The following is a 16,925-nucleotide window of genomic DNA, read 5'->3' on the forward strand; positions in this document are numbered from 1 at the left end:
GCTGCGAGCGTCGAGTTCACCGGCGGTTCCCGGCGTCGTGTTCGGAAACGTGGTGCTCGGGAACGTCGTGCTCGGAAATATCGTCATACAGGAAACCCTCATGAGTGCTCCAGCCATTCAAGCAGCGCTTCAGCAGATGCAGGCGCTATCGACCCAGGCCAGCGGTCAGGGTGCGGCATCGCAGCCATCGCTGGCCGAGACCGGCGGCAGCTTCGCCGGCGAGCTGCAGGCATCGCTCGGACGCATCAATCAGATGCAGCAGGCCGCCAACCAGCAGGCGATGTCATTCCAGGCCGGCGATCCGAACGTGGCGCTGAACGACGTGATGATCGACATGCAGAAGGCGAGCGTCTCTTTCGACATGGGGGTTCAGGTGCGCAACCGTCTGGTAACCGCCTATAAAGAGATCATGGGTCTGCAGGTGTAACACCCGGCGACCTCCCTCCGCGCGACCTCCCGGTCAGCGCCCAGGTACCGCCAGCCCCGGCTGGGCATCCCTGCCACCTTCCCCCGCAGCGGAAGTCGACGCGATGCACTCATTCCGCCACTCGAGCGCGGCTGCGGGCAAGCGCCTTGCGATGATGTCGCCAAGCCTCCAGCGAATAGAGGCCGAGGCCGATCCAGATCAACGCGAAGGTCAACAGCTGCGGCCAGGCGAGCGGCTCGCCGAAGACCCACAGCGCCAGCAGGAATTGCAGCGTGGGGTTGAGATACATCAGGAAGCCGATGGTGGAGAGCGTCAGGCGCTTCGTGGCGCCGGCGAAGGCGAGCAGCGGCAGGGTGGTCACCACGCCACTGACGATCATCAGTGCCGTGGTGTCGAAGCTGCCGCCGAAGTGGGACTGCCCGTGCCATGTCAGCCAGGCCAGGGCCGCCAGACTCAGGGGCAGTAGCAGACTCGTCTCCACCAGCAGGCCGGAGAGCGCATCCAGCGGCACGCGCTTGCGCAGCAGACCGTAGCTGCCGAACGTCATGGCCAGCACCAGACTGATCCATGGCAGGGTCCCCAGCAGCACGAGTTGCAGCGTCACCGCCGCCAGTGCTAGCCCCATCGCCATCATCTGCCAGCGGCCGAGCCGTTCGCGCAGGACGAGCATGCCCAGCGCGACATTGACCAGTGGCGTCATGAAATAGCCCAGACTCGCCTGTAGCACGCGATGCGTCTCCACCGCATAGATGTAGAGCCCCCAGTTCAGCGCGATCAGCAGCGCGCAACCCAGAATCCATCCCAGTCTGCGGATCGCCTCCCGGGGTCCGGGGAAACCGTTGCGGATGGCGGCCCAGCGCCCCATGAGCGTGACCACGATCACCAGAAAGAGGCAGGACCAGAGAATTCTCTGGATGAGTACTTCGAAGGCCGGCACCCCCTCGAACAGCGAAAAGAAGAGCGGGAAACATCCCCAGAGAGCGTAGGCGGTAACGCCGTAGCCGACACCGTGGCGCGTCTCGCGGCGCGATGCGTCGTCCACCGGTTTCACGCTGCCTGGCTGGGGCTTGTCTGAGGGGGATGCCGACATGTCGCTTCTCGTGTTCTCGGGTTTGGAGGCTGGGTAATCTATCATGACGGCCATTCGCGTTGACGAATCGATGATTCCCGACATGCGGCAGGAGGAAGTGCCATGAACGATCTACGAGTCAGCCTCGTCCAGAGCGAACTCGAGTGGGAAGACCCCGAGGCCAATCGGCGGCGGCTGGATCACTGCATTGGCTCGCTGGACGGAAGCCGGACGGACCTGATCGTGCTGCCGGAGATGTTCGCCACCGGCTTCACCATGAATGCCGAAGCGGTGGCGGAGCCGGCCGAGGCGAGCCCCACGCTTGACTGGATGCGGCGCCAGGCGCGAGAGCGCGATTGCGTCATCGTCGGCAGTCTGGCGATCGCCGATGCCGGCGCCCGGTACAATCGGCTTTACTGGGTGACGCCGGACGGCGGCGTCGAGCACTACGACAAACGCCATCTGTTCCGGATGGGCGACGAGCCTCTGCACTACGCGATGGGGCGGGCCCGCAAGATTGTGGAGCTGAAGGGATTTCGGCTGCTGCTATCGGTCTGTTACGACCTGCGTTTCCCCGTCTGGCTGCGCCAACGACCGAGCGCGCCCGAGCACCTCGAATACGACGCGCTATTGTGCGTCGCCAACTGGCCGGCGCCGCGCCGGCAGCCCTGGCGAACGCTGCTGCAGGCCAGGGCGATCGAGAACCTCGCTTACGTCATCGGCGTCAACCGCGTAGGGCGGGATGGCAACGGACTGGAGTACGCCGGTGACTCGATGGTCGTGGACTTCAAGGGCGAGCCGATGATCGATCGCCCGACCGGCGAAGGATTCGTCGAGACCGCGACGCTATCCGCCGAGGCGCTGAAGACGTTTCGCGAAAAGTTTCCGGCGTGGCAAGATGCCGACACTTTTCATTGGGAAGCCTGACATGCGGTTGGATAGATTTCTTAGCGAAGCCACGGAACTGACGCGAAGCCAGGCAAAGCGCGCGCTGCGCCAGTTCGAGGTGAGCGTCGATGGCGAGGTGACGCGTGACGGCGCGAGGCAGGTAACCGACGAGCAGGAGGTCCGCTGGAACGAGGAGCGGCTGGAACGGATCGGCATTCGCTATCTGATGATGCACAAGCCGGTCGGGGTCGAGTGCTCGATGCGGCCGACGCACTATCCATCGGTACTCAGCCTGATCGACATCCCCCAGCTGGAGCGCCTGCATCCGGTAGGGCGGCTGGACGTGGATACCTCGGGGCTGCTGCTGATCAGCGACGACGGCAAGTGGACCCATCGCGTGACCTCGCCCAACCACGCTTGCGAGAAGCGCTATAGGGCGACATTGAGCGAACCCCTGTCCGCTGCCGACGCGGCGCGTGTGGCGAGGCAGTTCGCGGAGGGAGTCATGCTGAACGGCGACGAAAAACCCACCAAGCCCGCGACTTTCGAGGCCGTGGGCGAGTCCGAGGTCATGGTCGGGGTGACGGAGGGGCGCTACCACCAGATTCGCCGGATGCTGACAGCGGTCGGTTATACGGTGGTGACGCTTCATCGTGAATCCATCGGCCCCTTGGTTCTCGACCCGGACCTGGCGCCGGGGGAGTGTCGCCATCTGCGTCCGGAAGAGATTGCGTCCTTCTAGGCATCGCGGCCGTGAGGCCAGTGCGGATTGATGACTTTATACCGTTATCTTGTTTCGCGGCAAATTAACAAGCCGGAGTGTCATCAGGTCAGCGAGGACGCTTCGATGAGGGCGCGAGTGTAGGCGGTGCGGGGCGAGTGGAGCAGCGTTTCACAGTCGCCCTGTTCCATTACCTTGCCATCCTTGAGCACCAGAATCCGGTGTGCCATCGCGCGTACCACGGCGAGATCGTGGCTGATGAACAGGTAGGTGAGGTCATGCTTCGCCTGGACGTCACGCAACAGTTCGATCAACTGCTTCTGCACCGTGCGATCCAGTGCCGAGGTCGGCTCGTCGAGGATCAGCAGCTCGGGCTTCAGGATCAGCGCACGGGCAATGGCGATGCGCTGGCGTTGACCGCCAGAGAATTCGTGGGGGTAGCGGTGACCGCAATCCGCTGGCAGATCGACGTCGTGAAGGGCCTCGGCGATACGTTCTGTCACCACCGTCGGCGTTAGTTCGGGGTGATGAAACCGTAGCCCTTCGCTGATGATGTCGGCAACCGACATGCGGGGAGAGAGCGAGCCGTAAGGATCCTGGAACACGATCTGGAGCGCGCGCCGCTGTCGTCGAAGCGTCTCGCCGCCCAGCCGATCCAGACGCTGGTCGGCAAAGCGGATTTCGCCGCTGGACGGCAGCAGTCGAATCAGCGCCGAGGCCAGGGTCGACTTGCCCGACCCGGATTCGCCGACCACGCCGAGGGTCTCGCCGCGGCGGAGTTCCAGCGACAGCGGTGCGACGGCGACGAAGGCCGGGGGCCTGGGCCGGAGTAGCGGCTTGGGTCGTTTGAACGTCACGCTGAAATCGCTGGCACTCAGCAGAAGCTCGCCTTGCGGTGGCAACGGTCGGGGACGGCCGGAAGGCACGGCGTCGATCAACTGGCGCGTATAGACCGCCTGCGGTGTCTCGAAGACTGCGCGAGCCGTGCCGGTCTCCACCTGCTTGCCCTGTTGCATGACGATCACCCGGTCGGCGTGGCGCCGGACCAGGTTGAGATCGTGGCTGATCAACAGCAGGCCCATGCCGAGGCGCTGCCGGAGCTCGTCCAGCAGCGCCAGAATCTGCCGTTGCACCGTGACGTCCAGCGCCGTGGTGGGCTCGTCGGCAATCAGCAGCTGCGGCTCGTTGGCGATCGCCATGGCGATCATGACCCGTTGACGTTGCCCCCCGGAGAGTTGGTGAGGCCAGGCCGCCATGAGCTCGTCGACCCTGGGGAGCTCGACCTGTGCCAGCAGCGCCCGGGCGCGCCGTGTCGCGGCGTTGCCACGCAACCCCTGGTGCAGGCGCAACGTTTCCCGCAGCTGCTTGCCGATGGTGTGCAGTGGATTGAGCGAGGTCATCGGCTCCTGGAAGACGAAGCCGATGCTGCCGCCGCGAAGATCGTTCCATTCCCGCCGGCTCAACCGGCCCAGGTCGCGACCCGCGAAGGTGCGCCTCCCTGCCACCTGGCTGCCGGGCGGAAGCAACCCCAGCGCGCCGAGGACGCTGACCGACTTGCCGGAGCCGGACTCGCCCACGATGGCCACGGTCTCGCCACGCTCCACATGCAGGTCCAGCTCGGACACGGCTTGCGTCTCGCCGAAGTGGATCGATAACCGACGCAGTTCGAACAGGGGCGTTTGGCTCATGGCTGACTTTCCTGGTCGTGGTTCGCTGGCGTGGGACGCGCGGCAGCCGCCGAGGTGACGATATGGCGTGGGTCGAAGGCGTCGCGGAGGCCTTCGCCGATGAACACCAGCAGCGACAGCATCAGGCTCAGAGAAACGAAGGCCGTGATTCCCAGCCATGGTGCCTGCAGGTTGTTCTTGCCTTGTGCCACCAGCTCCCCCAGCGAGGGCGAGCCCGGCGGCAGGCCGAAACCGAGAAAGTCGAGCGCCGTCAGCGTGGTGATGGCGCCGGTGAACAGGAACGGGATGAACGTCAGCGTGGCCACCATGGCGTTGGGCAGCACATGGCGGCGCATGATCAGCCGGGAAGGCAGGCCCATGGCTCGAGCCGCCCTGACGTACTCGAGGTTCCTGGCGCGCAGGAATTCGGCACGCACGATGTCGACCAGGCCCAGCCAGGAGAACAGCAGCATGATCCCCAGCAGCCACCAGATATTGGGTTCGACCAGGCTGGCCAGGATGATCAGCAGGAACAGCACCGGGAGTCCCGACCAGATCTCGATCAGGCGCTGGCCGAACAGGTCGATCTTGCCGCCGTAGTACCCCTGCGCGCCGCCGATGAACACGCCGAGCAGGATCGAGCCCACGGTCAGGGCCAGGGCGAATGTCACCGACAGGCGGAAACCGTACAGCACCCGAGCGAACACGTCGCGCCCCTGATCGTCGGTTCCCAGCCAGTGGCGTGAATCTGGCGGGGAGGGGACCGGGCCCTGAATGTCGCGATCGAGGGTCTGGTAGGAGAAGGGGACCGGGGGCCACAGCATCCAGCCGTGGCGATCGATCTGCTCGCGCACGAAGGGGTCGCGGTAATCGGCCGTGGTGGGGAGGAAGCCGTCGAACTCGGTCTCCGGGTAATCCACCAGCATGGGGAAGTACCACGCTCCCTGATACTGCATCACGATCGGCTTGTCGTTGGCGATCAATTCCGCCGCGAGGCTGAGCGCGAACAGCAGCCCGAAGAGCCACAGCGACCAGTAAGCGCGTCCATGGTGCCGGAAAACCTGGAGCCGCCGCCGGGTGATCGGCGAGAGCCGCTGACGTCGATTCGGTGTCATCACGACTCCCGGGTAGCAAAATCGATGCGTGGATCGACCCAGACGTAGGTCAGGTCGGAGACCAGTTTCAGCAGCAGACCGATCAGGGTATAGAGATAGAGCGTGCCGAAGATCAGCGGGTAGTCACGCTGCATGACGGCCTCGAAACCGAGTAGGCCCAGTCCGTTGAGCGAGAAGATCACCTCGATCAGCAGCGATCCGGTGAAGAAGATGCCGATCAACGCGGCCGGCATGCCGGCGATGATGATCAGCATGGCGTTGCGAAAGACGTGGCCGTAGAGCACGCGTCGGTCGGAAGCCCCCTTGGCGCGGGCGGTCAGTACGTACTGCTTGTGGATCTCGTCCAGAAAACTGTTCTTGGTCAGCATGGTCAGGGTGGCGAAGCTGCCGATCGCCGAGGCGGCGACGGGCAGCGCGATATGCCAGAAGTAGTCCTGAATCTTGCCCAGCAGGGAGAGCTCGCCGAAGTTGGCCGAGGTCAGCCCGCGCAACGGGAACCAGTTGAGGTAGCTGCCCCCGGCGAACACCACGATCAACAGAATGGCGAACAGGAATCCGGGGATCGCGTAGCCGACGATCACGATGCTCGAGGACCAGATATCGAACGCGCTGCCATGGCGTAGCGCCTTGCGAATGCCCAGCGGGATCGAGATCAGGTAGACGAGCAGGGTGGTCCAGAGGCCCAGCGAGATCGATACCGGCAGTCGATCCAGAATCAGGGTGGCGACCGGCTGACCCCGGAACAGGCTGTCGCCGAGATCGAACGTGGCGTAGTCCCGCAGCATGAGGGCGAAGCGCTCCCAGGCGGGCTTGTCGAATCCGAACTCCTCGGTCAGCGTCTGGCGCAACTGGTCGTTGACGCCCTGGAGGCGCCGGGAGTCGTTGCCGCCGACGCTGTCCCCGCCACCGCCTTCGAGGCCGGTGCTCGCGGTGCTGCTCAACCCCTCGAAGCGTGCCATCATCTGATCGATGGGGCCGCCCGGTGCCGCCTGGACGATGATGAAATTGAGCAGCAGGATCCCCAACAGCGTCGGGATCATCAACAGCAGGCGGCGAACGACGTAGCTGGCCATGGTCGGCAGTCACTCCTGTCCGCGCTGACGGGCGGCGATGGCGCCGGCCCGTTCGGGGTCGACCCACCAGACCGAGAAATCCGGCGTATAGCGCGGGAAAGGTCTGGGATACGCGAACTTGTTCCATACCGCGACGCGGGTGCCGTCGAAGTTCCACTGCGGCACGACGTAGAACCCCCACCGCAGGACGCGATCCAGCGCTCGCGAGGCAGTATCCAGCTTTTCGCGACTGTCCGCACGAATCAGTTCATCGACCAGCGCATCGACCACCGGGTCTTTCACGCCGGCCAGGTTTCGGCTCTGGGGGACGTCGGCGTACTCGCTGGTCCAGAAATCCCGCTGTTCGTTACCCGGGTTGGCCGACTGCGGAAAACTGCCGACGATCATGTCGAACTGGAAGCGTCTCAGGCGATCGAGATATTGATTGACGTCCACCACCCGGATCTTGCTGCGAATGCCGAGCCGCTCCAGATTGCGTACGAAGGGCTGGGTGATACGCTCCCACTGGCTGTCGTAGAGCAGGAACTCCAGGGTGAATGGCCGACCGGTCTCGAGATTCACCAGCGTGCCGTCGCGCACGTCGTAGCCGGCTTGGCGCAACAGCTCCAGCGCCTTGCGCAGGCGCGGGCGGAGCGCTTCCGGTTGCGCTATCGGCAGTGGCTGGTCGAATACCGCGGCGGGCAGTCGATCGCGATAGGGTTCGAGCAACGCCAGTTCATCGTCTCCGGGCAATCCCCTGGCCGCCATCTCCGAATTCTGGAAGTAGCTCTCGGTACGCTGATAGGCGCCGTAGAACAGGTGCCGGTTGACCCAGTCGAAATCGAACGCGAGCCCCAGCGCGCGGCGGACTCTCGGGTCGCCGAGCTGTGCCCGGCGCGTGTTGATCACGTATCCCTGCATGCCGGCGGGCTGCCCATCCGGCACGATCACCCGCTGGATGGCGCCATCCTCGACTGCCGGCGTGTCGTAGGCGGTGGCCCAGTTCTTGGCGCTGCTTTCGATGCGCATGTCCAGCGCGCCGGCCATGAACGCCTCCAGGGCGACCGACTGGTCGCGGAAATAGTCGTAGACCAGGCGGTCGATATTGTAGCGCCCCCGATTGAGCGGCAGATCGCGGCCCCAGTAGTCCGCGACCCGGCGATAGACGATGCGCCGGCCGGGGTCGATCTCGGCGATCTCGTAGGGGCCGGACCCCAGGAGCTTGTCCAGCGTGGGGCGGGTGAAGTCGCGGTCCTGCCAGTAGTGCTTGGGTAACACCGGCAGTTGACCCAGGATCAGTGGCAGCTCTCTCGACTGATTGTTCGAAAACTCGAATCGCACCGTCCGTTCGTCCAGCGCCGAGACCGACTCCACGCTGGCGTAGTAGGCGCGATAGAAGGGCGAGCCCTTGTCGCGCAGCAGCCGAAAGCTGAACACCACATCCTCGGCGGTGACTGGGTGGCCATCGTGAAAATGGGCTTCGGGCCGGAGGTCGATCTCCATCCAGTGACGCTCCGGGTCGAGCCGGATTCCGCCGGCCAGCAGCCCATACATGGTGAAAGGCTCGTCGGCGCTGGACTCCATCAGCGTGTCGTAGATCTGATTGAGCCCATCCGCCGGCGTGCCCTGGATGATGAAGGGGTTGGTCGAGTCGAAACTCCCGTTGGCGGCCCGGCGCAAGGTACCACCTCTGGGTGCCTCGGGGTTGGCGTAGGGCAGATGCTCGAAGTCCGCGGGCAGCCCCGGGTCGTCGTAGAGCGCGACGGCGTGCACGGTCGGGACATCGCCAGGCGCTGTTCCGGGGTCATGAAGCTGGCCATCGGCAGATACCGGCAGCGGGGCGGCCAGCGCCAGTGTGATGACCGCCAGTAGCCATCGAAATCCGGCCATCGTCGACATCCTGCTTCCGGTGGCGATGCCTGCGCGGGTGGCAGGCGTTCCGACACGCCTTATCGGCAACGACCATGATTTCAAGGCGCTATCTCCGGAGAACTATCGGTGGCTGTTCTGGGCCAGCGCCGTTGACGGGACGGTCAACGCCTGTCCGATGCGGATGGTGCTGCCGTCGAGGCCGTTTTCGCGCTGGATCTCGCCGATACTGACCCCGAAGCGCGCGGCAATGGCGGAGAGCGTATCGCCGCGACGAACCACGTAGCGGTTCATCACCGTGCGCTCCGAGGCGGGCAGCGTTGCGAGATTGGCCAGGAAACGCTGCTTGGCCGCCACCGGTATCAGGATACTGGCATCGTCGCGCGGCCGGGTCGATGCCCGCTTGAATCCCGGGTTCAGCGCCCGCAGCGTCTGCGGGTCGACGCCCGCAAGCTCGGCAGCCATCGAGAGTGTCAAGGGGCCGTCGGTCTCGACCTGGGCAAACTGGACCTTGTCCGGAATCGACGGCAGGATCACGCCGTATCGCTCCGGCTCGGCGACCACTTCGGAGAGCGCCAGCAGGCGCGGGATGTAATCCATGGTTTCGGCGGGCAACCGCAGGTGCCAGTAGTCGATCGGCTCGCCGCGATTGGCGGCGGCCTCGCGGGCGGCGTTCACCGTGCCGGCGCCGGCGTTGTAGGCAGCCAGCGCCAGCAGCATATCGCCGTCGTACCAGCGATCCGCCTGCTGCTGGATGTAGTTCATCGCCGCCTGGGTGGCGGCGACCACGTCATGACGCCCGTCGTACCAGGCCGTGCGCGACAGCCCCATCGCATCGCCGGTTGCCGGCATGAACTGCCACAGGCCTGCGGCGCCGCCGGGGTTGGTGGCCGTCGGGTCGTAGCCGCTCTCGATGAACGGCAGTAGCGCGATTTCGCTGGGCAGGTGGTGGGATTCCAGCTGCTGCGTCACCCAGCGCAGCCAGGGCTTGGCCTGCGAGGCGACTCTTTCGACGTGCTGCGGGTGGGCGCGATACCAGTCGAGCCATTCGGCGACCCTGGGGTTGGCCGTTTCGTGGGACAGCCGGAAGCCCTTGCGCAGCCGGCTCCAGACATCGGGGGCGCTACGCCCTTGCAGGGCGAGAGCGGACCAGAACGAGTGCCGGGACGCGCTGCTCGCCGTATCCGGAGCTTCCTTGGCCATGGCCGCCAAGGGCAGCGTCGACAGCAGCAGGCCGCCGGTGAGGCCGACGAGGATCCGGCAGCGTCCGGTTCGAAAATTCATGCGTTCAACATCCTTGATGACACCGCTGGCCGATCGACGCGACCGGGCGGTGGATACCCTCGTCTTTCACGGTGATGGTCAGAATCGGTCTTTCCAGGCTCGCAGCGTGGCGAACGCGGTGGCGTCGTCATCGACGGGCCCCTGCTGGCGAAGCGTCTCGAGCAGTCCCGGATCGCCGATGCGCAGAAAGGGGTTGATCTGACGCTCCCGGCCCAGGGTGGTCGGCAGGGTGGGGCGATCGAGATCGCGCGCCCTCTGGCACTCGGCCCGGTAGCTGTCCCGGATCGCGTTGTCGGGCTCGGCGGCGGCGGCAAAAGCGAGGTTGGCCAGGGTGTATTCGTGGGCGGCGAACACCAGCGTGTCTTCCGGCAGCGCGTCGAGCTTGGCGAGCGACTCCTGCATCTGCTGGGGAGAGCCCTCGAACAGCCGGCCACAGCCACCGGAAAAGAGCGTGTCGCCAGCGAACAGCAATCCTGGTGTGCCGGGGGCGTGGAAGGCGATATGATCCAGGGTGTGACCGGGAACGGCGTAGACCTCGAAGCGACGACCCAGGACACGACATTCGTCGCCCTCGCCGACGCGGTGGAGGATGCCGGGAATGGCTTCGTTGTCGGGACCGTAGACCTGCGGCGCGTAGCGCTCGGTCAGCGCTTGCAGCCCACCGGTATGATCCTTGTGGTGATGAGTGACGAGGATGGTGTCGAGCGTCAGCTTCTCCTGCTCCAGCCAGGCGATCACGGGATCGGCGTCACCGGGATCGACGACGGCGACACGATCTTGGGTGTCCTGGCGCAACACCCATATATAGTTGTCCTGGAACGCGGGAATCGGCATCACGGTCAACATGTGGCATCCTTCTCCGGCAGGTTGGTCTCGAGATTCAGGTGTCGAGGTTCGAATGCCGTTGTGACCCGCGCGTCGAGCACAGGTTCACGGAGACGACCACCATCCGGTCGTCGAACGTGGCGTCGAACCGTCGTCAAAAAGCGATAACCTTGGGGAGTAAAGTCGTCCGTGTCAATCTCGCCGCCCGTTCAGAGCTTGCCGTCCGCCGTCCGAGAGGGGCGCCGGTTCTGGGAATCGACACCCGGAGTGGCGCTGTGGCGAGCCGAGCGTGCCTGTCTCGGGCCACACTGTGAACAGCATCGGGGCATCGTCAGCCTGCAGATGGGCATGGCGCCGATGATGAGCGACATGTGCCCCATCCGCCATGCGCTGGATTGGGCGCCTTCGCCCGATCTCGCGCGAGACGGGAACAGTCTGATCTGCCTGCCCGATAGTCTGCCGCTGGCCGACGACAGCGTCGATCTGACGCTGTTGCACCATCTGCTGGAGGCGGTGGACCGACCGCACCACGTGCTGCAGGAAGCCGCCCGGGTCACGCGCTCGGATGGCCGCCTGCTGGTGTTCGGCTGGCATCCGTTCGGGCCGGCCGCGGCGCGCCGAGACAAGCGTCCGGCGCCGTGGCGGAAACAGTGGCGAACGCCGGGGCGCCTGCGGGACTGGTTGACGTTTGTCGACTTCGAGATCGAACGGGTAGACTACTGCGGCTTTCGATTGCCGGGTCGGGCGATCGATAGCGATCGTCTGGAGACGCTCGGCCGCCGCTACAATGTGCCGCTGTCGACGGCCTATCTGCTGGTTGCGCGTCGGCGCAACGTGCCCGTCCAGCCGATCAAGCTGCGCGAGCCGGTGCTCCAGGGTCGCCGGTCGGGCGCATGGCTGGGACTGGCGAAGGAGGCCGGGCCCGATCGGCTGCGCAGCCGCGACGAATCGATCCTCACGCCGGCCAGTGCCAAGTGCCGGACGACCGTCGAACCCGTGGCACAGCCCCCGGGTGGCGGCCAGAACGATCGGCTCCCCGCGTCGAGGCGGGAGCGATCCGAGGCGCATGCCGCCGCTCGCGACGGGTCGCCCCGGACGATCGCCTGAAGCCCACGGCCCGACCGCATCGAAGACCGATAGATTTCAACGACCGCCTGCCACTGAGAGAGTACGTCTTGTCCGCTCCGACCTCCGAATCCTCGCCGATGCCCGCCGTGACGATCTACACCGACGGCGGGTGCCGCGGCAACCCCGGGCCTGGTGGCTGGGGGGCCTTGCTGGTCTCCGGCCGGCACGAGAAGCCGATGAAGGGCGGCGAGGCCGAGACCACCAACAATCGCATGGAACTGATGGCCGCCATTCAGGCGCTGCGCGCGTTGGACCGGCCGTGCCGGGTCTCTCTCTGGACCGATTCCCAATATGTCCGCAAGGGCATCACCGAATGGATCCACGGCTGGCAGAAGCGCGGCTGGGTGACCGCGGCGAAGCAGCCGGTGAAGAATGCGGAACTCTGGCGGGAGTTGCTTGCCGAGACCCGTCGTCACAGTATCGAGTGGCACTGGGTCAAAGGCCACAGCGGGCACGAGGGCAACGAGGCTGCCGACCGCCTGGTCAACGAAGCCATCGATGAAGTGGTTGCCAGGCGCCGCGCCTCCCGATAGCGGTTTACCGTCCCGAAACGACATCATTGCCGCCAGGCAAAAGCGAGGATAACCATGCGCCAGATCGTCATGGACACCGAAACCACCGGTATCGATCCGCGTGAAGGCCATCGCATCATCGAGATCGGTGGTATCGAATTGGTCAACCGCCGTTTCACGGGGCGGACCTATCATCAGTACGTCAATCCGGAGCGGGACATCGAGGCGGAAGCCGTCGAGATCCACGGCATCACCAACGACCGGGTCGCCAACGAGCCGGTCTTCGCCCAGATCGCCGACGAGCTCTGGGAGTTCATGCGGGGCGCACAGCTGGTCATCCATAACGCGCCCTTCGACGTCGGGTTCTTCGATCACGAATTCAGGCTGCTGAAAGCGTTGCGCGGCGAACCCGTGCTGGGGCCGGTAGCGGAGCATTGCAGCGTGCTGGATACGTTGAAGATGGCCCGCGAAATGCACCCAGGGCAGCGCAACAGCCTCGACGCCCTGTGCAAGCGTTACGACATCGACAACGGCCAGCGCGTGCTGCACGGCGCACTGCTGGACTCCGAGATTCTCGCCGATGTCTATCTTGCCATGACCGGTGGCCAGACCGCGCTGTCGCTGGCCGGCAACGACGAGGGCGGCGATCGCGAGGCGGGTGGTGCCAGCGGGCTGCGTCGCATCGACCGCGAAGGCTTGAGGCTGGCGGTGACCAGGCCCAGCGAGGCCGAGTGGCAGGCTCATCATCAACGTCTGGAGCAGATCCGCAAGGCGGCCGGCGAGTGTCGTTGGGACACGCTGGCAGCGCCGGAGAATCAGCACTGATGTTGCAGCGGGAGATACCGCCGATGGACGTGGTCGGCGGCTGGCTGCTGCGGATGAACGGCAGCGGTGTGGCGCCGGCCGAATCGGGCGGCATGCTCGGCTACTGTGAGCGGTGGCCCGAACAGGCGCTGCGCCTGGGGTATTGGGAGGGCGAGCCGGTCGCCGTCGTGGTCGAGGCGGACGGCGACGACTGGCCGGGCTTCCGTGACTGGCTGGCCCGGGTGAGCGTCGCGCAGAGCGAACTGCTGGCGACCGCGCTGCAGGTTACCCGCTGGGAGCGAGATCACCGTTTTTGCGGGCGCTGTGGCAACGCCACCCGTCGCCTGACTCACGAGTTCGCGATGCAGTGCGACCACTGCGGGTTGCGCGGTTATCCGCGGATATCGCCCTGCATCATCACCCTGGTGACCCATGGCAAGGACATGCTGCTGGCGCGGAGCCCCCGTTTTCCGCCACAGCGTTATTCGACACTCGCCGGTTTCATCGAGCCCGGAGAAGCCGTGGAGGCTGCCGTTCGCCGGGAGGTGATGGAGGAGGTGGGCGTGGATGTCGGGCGCGTCAGCTTTTTCAAGAGTCAGTCCTGGCCATTCCCGCACTCGCTGATGATGGGGTTCTTCGCCGAAGCGGCCAGCCGGCGTATTCGTATCGACGGCGAAGAGATCGTGGACGCGGCCTGGTTCAGTCCCGAGACGCTGCCGCAACTGCCACCGGCGTACTCGATTTCACGTCAGCTGATCGAGACGCACCGCGGCGCGGTCGCAGTGCGTTGACCCGCTGGGGTTCATTGGCTGGTGTTGGCGAAAAGCTTGGGAAGGCGGCTCGCGAGGCCGATGTCTCCGGTGACCTTGACCTTGCCGGTCAGCAAGGCCTGCATCGAGTTGAGCTCCTTCCTGACCAGAGCCAACAGCGTTCCGGTATCGCTCGAGATGGTGACGCCGGGATTCGGATGGCGACCGGGCTGAATGTCGAGCGAACCATCATTGATGGTCATGTGATAATCGTCGACATCGTCGAGGTCGAACTGATAGATGGCCGAAACGCCCTCGGCAGCCTTGGCGTCGAACCGCGCCCTGAGTTTGGCGATCAACTGATCGTCGTCCATGATGACATCTCCCGTGACAGAAGCGCTAAGCAGATCATCGCCGGTATCGGCATGCAAGCGCCGGAGCAGCTTACTCGCTCTCCCGGGAGCAGCTCAAACCGATGAGTTTCCCAACCAAGGAGCGTGATGTGATCGAATGGCTGGCCGAGTACGGCCTTTTCCTGGCGAAGACGGCAACGCTGGTCATCGCCATCGGGATCATTCTGGCGCTGGTGGCCCATGGGCGTCGCAGAGGCCGGGGCGATAGCGAAGCCCGGCTGAAGGTCACGGAGCTCGATGAGCGGTTTCAGCGCCGGTCCCGACAGCTGAGCCTGGCCGCGGTGCCCAAGGCGCGTCGGCGGCAGCTGGCCAAGCAGCTGCGAAGATCGGTCAAGCTGGACCAGAAGCAGGGGGCGTCCCAGGAGGCCGAGCGTGTCTGGGTGCTCGACTTCGATGGCGATCTCAAGGCTTCCGGCACGCCGGCGCTGGCCGAGCTGGTGTCGCTGCTGCTGGAAACGATCCGCGATGGAGACGAGGTCGTGCTGCGCCTGCAGTCCGGTGGTGGACTGGTGCACAGTTACGGATTGGCTGCGGCACAGCTCGACCGCCTGCGTGATGCCGGCGCGCGGTTGACGGTCTGCGTCGACAAGGTCGCCGCCAGCGGTGGCTACATGATGGCCTGCTGTGCCAACCGGCTGATCGCGGCACCGTTTGCGGTGATCGGATCGATCGGCGTGGTGGCGCAGATACCCAACGTCCACCGTTTGCTGAAACGACACGACGTGGACGTCGAACTCCTGACGGCGGGGCGCTACAAGCGGACCTTGACCGTGCTGGGTGAAAACAGCGAAGAGGGCCGCACCAAATTCCTCGAGGATCTCGAGTCCACCCACGATCTGTTCAAGCGTTACGTGTCCGCCCGTCGTCCTTCGCTGGATATCGAGACAGTCGCGACCGGCGAGATCTGGTACGGCAGCGAAGCCCTGGAGGCTGGTCTCATCGATGCGGTGGGCACCAGCGACGCCTATCTCCTGGAGAAGCAGAGAGATCGAGCGCGGGTGTTGAAAGTGTCGCTGACGTCTCGTTCCGGCTTGATGGGAAAGCTGGGGAAGGGCGTGGAGAGCGGTTTGGAGACTGGCATCGATCGGGTGCTGCAGCGGGTCGACGATCTTCGCTGGCAGCGCCGCTAGAACGCCCGCTACGCGATATCCAGTTCGCCGAGTGTCTGGATCAGCCGCTCGGCCACGTTGCCGCGCAGCGAGTAGTAGATCACCTGGGAACTGCGTCGCGTCGCTACCAGGCGTTCCTGTCGAAGCACCGCAAGATGCTGGGAGAGCGCCGACTGGCTGAGCGTCATCTCCTGATTGATCTGCGTGACCGAGCGCTCGCCCTGCATCAGCAGGCAGAGAATGCGGAGCCGGCTCTCGTTGGCGATGGCCTTGAGGGCAGCGGTGGCGGGGCCAATCTGGTGGTTTCCGAGCGGGATAGCCTTTGTCGTCATAGTCAGAATTCCAAGCGCGCCGGGCGGGTTGCCGCTACTGAACCCCATGTTCAGTCGTTTCTGATATTAGCTTAACGTAACTTAGAGTTACAATGTTTTTTCGCGTATACGCCCGCTGCTCCGCTGGCACTCTGCCCGCTGGATCCCTATAATTCGCGCCCGCTCTCGATAGCCCCGACAACTTCTTGCCACCCAGAGGGTTCCCTAACCCCTCGGCCTGGCTCCGCAGACAGCATTGCGGAGCCAAGGCAGACAAAAAAGGTTTCTCATGCCTGCACTCGATAATCCCCGACTCCGATTCGCCCTGCTGTGGCTGATCAGTTTTCATGTACTGGTGATCACGGCCAGCAACTACCTGGTTCAACTGCCTTTCACCCTGTGGGGGCTGCATACCACCTGGGGCGCGTTCAGCTTCCCGTTCATCTTCCTGGCAACCGATCTGACCGTGCGGCTGTTCGGCAAGTCGCCGGCGAGAAGGATCGTTGCCGGCGTCATGGTGCCGGCGCTGATGATCTCCTACGCGGTATCGGTCCTGTTTCAGCAGGGGCGTTTCCAGGGCTTCGAGGCGCTGGCGCAATGGAATCTCTTCGTTGGCCGCATTGCACTGGCGAGCTTCATGGCCTATGTGCTGGGCCAGTTGCTCGACATTCACGTGTTCGACCGGCTGCGCAGGCTTCGTGCCTGGTGGGTCGCGCCGACCCTGTCCACCATCGTCGGCAATCTGGCGGACACCTTCGCCTTCTTCGCCATCGCCTTCTGGCAAGGCCCCGACCCCTTCATGCGCGAGCACTGGGTGGAGATCGCCTGGTTCGATTATGCGGTGAAACTGTCGATCAGCCTGATCTTCTTCCTGCCACTTTACGGGGTGCTGCTGGCCTGCCTCGGCCGTCGCCTGCTGGCGCGACGCGATCAGGCCAACCTGCCGGGCATGCCGCGCGAGCAGGGATAGCCATCGCCTGCA

The 16,925-nt window shown here is 64.9% G+C and carries 18 protein-coding genes; 9 read left to right on the plus strand and 9 right to left on the minus strand.

The genetic code is table 11. The features are described 5' to 3' along the window. Positions 1-100: 100 nt before the first annotated feature. A complete protein-coding gene (fliE, locus tag Q0602_RS12260) occupies positions 101-427 on the plus strand; it encodes a flagellar hook-basal body complex protein FliE (RefSeq protein WP_298843611.1) in 327 nt (108 codons plus the stop codon). A 109-nt stretch (positions 428-536) separates the two neighbouring features. Here the strand turns inward: fliE and rarD are convergent, their stop codons facing one another. Further along, entirely contained in the window at positions 537-1,517 is a 981-nt protein-coding gene (gene rarD / locus Q0602_RS12265; RefSeq protein ID WP_298843617.1) for an EamA family transporter RarD, read from the minus strand. Positions 1,518-1,619: 102 nt separating this feature from the next. Between rarD and Q0602_RS12270 the strand changes: the two genes are divergently transcribed. Both Q0602_RS12270 and Q0602_RS12275 read left to right on the plus strand, forming a co-directional pair. Further along, complete coding sequence (locus Q0602_RS12270) at positions 1,620-2,423, plus strand: amidohydrolase (RefSeq protein ID WP_298843620.1); 804 nt, start codon at positions 1,620-1,622, stop codon at positions 2,421-2,423. Between the two features lies 1 nt (position 2,424). Continuing rightward, the gene (locus tag Q0602_RS12275; RefSeq protein ID WP_298843625.1) at positions 2,425-3,126 is read left to right on the plus strand and encodes a pseudouridine synthase; all 702 of its coding nucleotides are present in this window, start codon (positions 2,425-2,427) and stop codon (positions 3,124-3,126) included. 83 nt (positions 3,127-3,209) lie between these two features. Here Q0602_RS12275 and Q0602_RS12280 read toward each other — a convergent pair whose 3' ends face one another. The 6 genes from Q0602_RS12280 to gloB all read right to left on the minus strand — a co-directional run bounded on the left by Q0602_RS12280 (position 3,210) and on the right by gloB (position 10,938). After that, on the minus strand, positions 3,210-4,793 hold the full coding sequence (locus Q0602_RS12280) for an ABC transporter ATP-binding protein (protein ID WP_298843628.1): 1,584 nt from the start codon (positions 4,791-4,793) through the stop codon (positions 3,210-3,212). Then, positions 4,790-5,887, minus strand: coding sequence for an ABC transporter permease (locus Q0602_RS12285; RefSeq protein ID WP_295036268.1), 1,098 nt, complete (start codon positions 5,885-5,887; stop codon positions 4,790-4,792). The genes Q0602_RS12280 and Q0602_RS12285 overlap by 4 nt, the downstream gene beginning before the upstream one ends. Beyond that, positions 5,887-6,960 (minus strand): microcin C ABC transporter permease YejB, encoded by a 1,074-nt coding sequence (locus Q0602_RS12290; protein WP_295036269.1) that lies wholly within the window; start codon positions 6,958-6,960, stop codon positions 5,887-5,889. Before Q0602_RS12290 ends, Q0602_RS12285 begins: the two co-directional genes overlap by 1 nt. Positions 6,961-6,969: 9 nt before the next feature. Beyond that, on the minus strand, positions 6,970-8,829 hold the full coding sequence (locus Q0602_RS12295) for an ABC transporter substrate-binding protein (RefSeq protein WP_298843632.1): 1,860 nt from the start codon (positions 8,827-8,829) through the stop codon (positions 6,970-6,972). A gap of 102 nt (positions 8,830-8,931) precedes the next feature. Then, positions 8,932-10,092: a transglycosylase SLT domain-containing protein gene (locus Q0602_RS12300; protein ID WP_295036271.1), complete on the minus strand. Its 1,161-nt coding sequence runs from the start codon at positions 10,090-10,092 to the stop codon at positions 8,932-8,934. Between the two features lie 78 nt (positions 10,093-10,170). Then, positions 10,171-10,938, minus strand: coding sequence for a hydroxyacylglutathione hydrolase (gene gloB, locus Q0602_RS12305; RefSeq protein ID WP_298843637.1), 768 nt, complete (start codon positions 10,936-10,938; stop codon positions 10,171-10,173). Positions 10,939-11,106: 168 nt separating this feature from the next. Here gloB and Q0602_RS12310 point away from each other — a divergent pair, with 168 nt between their 5' ends. The 4 genes from Q0602_RS12310 (at position 11,107) to nudC (ending at position 14,152) form a co-directional block, all read left to right on the plus strand. Beyond that, complete coding sequence (locus Q0602_RS12310) at positions 11,107-12,024, plus strand: class I SAM-dependent methyltransferase (protein ID WP_298843640.1); 918 nt, start codon at positions 11,107-11,109, stop codon at positions 12,022-12,024. A gap of 98 nt (positions 12,025-12,122) precedes the next feature. Continuing rightward, positions 12,123-12,578: a ribonuclease HI gene (rnhA, locus tag Q0602_RS12315; RefSeq protein WP_295036297.1), complete on the plus strand. Its 456-nt coding sequence runs from the start codon at positions 12,123-12,125 to the stop codon at positions 12,576-12,578. A 54-nt stretch (positions 12,579-12,632) separates the two neighbouring features. After that, entirely contained in the window at positions 12,633-13,382 is a 750-nt protein-coding gene (gene dnaQ / locus Q0602_RS12320) for a DNA polymerase III subunit epsilon (RefSeq protein WP_295036275.1), read from the plus strand. After that, the gene (gene nudC / locus Q0602_RS12325; RefSeq protein ID WP_298843644.1) at positions 13,382-14,152 is read left to right on the plus strand and encodes an NAD(+) diphosphatase; all 771 of its coding nucleotides are present in this window, start codon (positions 13,382-13,384) and stop codon (positions 14,150-14,152) included. The genes dnaQ and nudC overlap by 1 nt, the downstream gene beginning before the upstream one ends. 11 nt (positions 14,153-14,163) lie before the next feature. On the opposite strand, the gene Q0602_RS12330 is transcribed toward nudC, so the two are convergent. Beyond that, complete coding sequence (locus Q0602_RS12330; RefSeq protein WP_295036277.1) at positions 14,164-14,484, minus strand: SCP2 sterol-binding domain-containing protein; 321 nt, start codon at positions 14,482-14,484, stop codon at positions 14,164-14,166. A gap of 128 nt (positions 14,485-14,612) precedes the next feature. Here Q0602_RS12330 and sohB point away from each other — a divergent pair, with 128 nt between their 5' ends. Then, positions 14,613-15,653 (plus strand): protease SohB, encoded by a 1,041-nt coding sequence (gene sohB / locus Q0602_RS12335; RefSeq protein ID WP_295036298.1) that lies wholly within the window; start codon positions 14,613-14,615, stop codon positions 15,651-15,653. An 8-nt stretch (positions 15,654-15,661) separates the two neighbouring features. Here the strand turns inward: sohB and Q0602_RS12340 are convergent, their stop codons facing one another. Then, positions 15,662-15,964, minus strand: coding sequence for a helix-turn-helix transcriptional regulator (locus Q0602_RS12340; protein ID WP_295036278.1), 303 nt, complete (start codon positions 15,962-15,964; stop codon positions 15,662-15,664). 268 nt (positions 15,965-16,232) lie between these two features. Here Q0602_RS12340 and Q0602_RS12345 point away from each other — a divergent pair, with 268 nt between their 5' ends. Continuing rightward, a complete protein-coding gene (locus tag Q0602_RS12345) occupies positions 16,233-16,913 on the plus strand; it encodes a 7-cyano-7-deazaguanine/7-aminomethyl-7-deazaguanine transporter (protein WP_295036279.1) in 681 nt (226 codons plus the stop codon). Positions 16,914-16,925 lie beyond the last annotated feature (12 nt).

The organism is uncultured Salinicola sp. (genome assembly GCF_937921195.1).
GTDB lineage: Bacteria > Pseudomonadota > Gammaproteobacteria > Pseudomonadales > Halomonadaceae > Salinicola.

Excerpts from the sequence above, each read along its gene's own strand:
- fliE (WP_298843611.1), top strand. The coding sequence starts at position 101 with ATGAGTGCTCCAGCCATTCAAGCAGCGCTTCAGCAGATGCAGGCGCTA.
- rarD (WP_298843617.1), bottom strand. The coding sequence starts at position 1,517 with ATGTCGGCATCCCCCTCAGACAAGCCCCAGCCAGGCAGCGTGAAACCG.
- Q0602_RS12270 (WP_298843620.1), top strand. The coding sequence starts at position 1,620 with ATGAACGATCTACGAGTCAGCCTCGTCCAGAGCGAACTCGAGTGGGAA.
- Q0602_RS12275 (WP_298843625.1), top strand. The coding sequence starts at position 2,425 with ATGCGGTTGGATAGATTTCTTAGCGAAGCCACGGAACTGACGCGAAGC.
- Q0602_RS12280 (WP_298843628.1), bottom strand. The coding sequence starts at position 4,793 with ATGAGCCAAACGCCCCTGTTCGAACTGCGTCGGTTATCGATCCACTTC.
- Q0602_RS12285 (WP_295036268.1), bottom strand. The coding sequence starts at position 5,887 with ATGACACCGAATCGACGTCAGCGGCTCTCGCCGATCACCCGGCGGCGG.
- Q0602_RS12290 (WP_295036269.1), bottom strand. The coding sequence starts at position 6,960 with ATGGCCAGCTACGTCGTTCGCCGCCTGCTGTTGATGATCCCGACGCTG.
- Q0602_RS12295 (WP_298843632.1), bottom strand. The coding sequence starts at position 8,829 with ATGGCCGGATTTCGATGGCTACTGGCGGTCATCACACTGGCGCTGGCC.
- Q0602_RS12300 (WP_295036271.1), bottom strand. The coding sequence starts at position 10,092 with ATGAATTTTCGAACCGGACGCTGCCGGATCCTCGTCGGCCTCACCGGC.
- gloB (WP_298843637.1), bottom strand. The coding sequence starts at position 10,938 with ATGTTGACCGTGATGCCGATTCCCGCGTTCCAGGACAACTATATATGG.
- rnhA (WP_295036297.1), top strand. The coding sequence starts at position 12,123 with ATGCCCGCCGTGACGATCTACACCGACGGCGGGTGCCGCGGCAACCCC.
- dnaQ (WP_295036275.1), top strand. The coding sequence starts at position 12,633 with ATGCGCCAGATCGTCATGGACACCGAAACCACCGGTATCGATCCGCGT.
- nudC (WP_298843644.1), top strand. The coding sequence starts at position 13,382 with ATGTTGCAGCGGGAGATACCGCCGATGGACGTGGTCGGCGGCTGGCTG.
- Q0602_RS12330 (WP_295036277.1), bottom strand. The coding sequence starts at position 14,484 with ATGGACGACGATCAGTTGATCGCCAAACTCAGGGCGCGGTTCGACGCC.
- Q0602_RS12340 (WP_295036278.1), bottom strand. The coding sequence starts at position 15,964 with ATGACGACAAAGGCTATCCCGCTCGGAAACCACCAGATTGGCCCCGCC.
- Q0602_RS12345 (WP_295036279.1), top strand. The coding sequence starts at position 16,233 with ATGCCTGCACTCGATAATCCCCGACTCCGATTCGCCCTGCTGTGGCTG.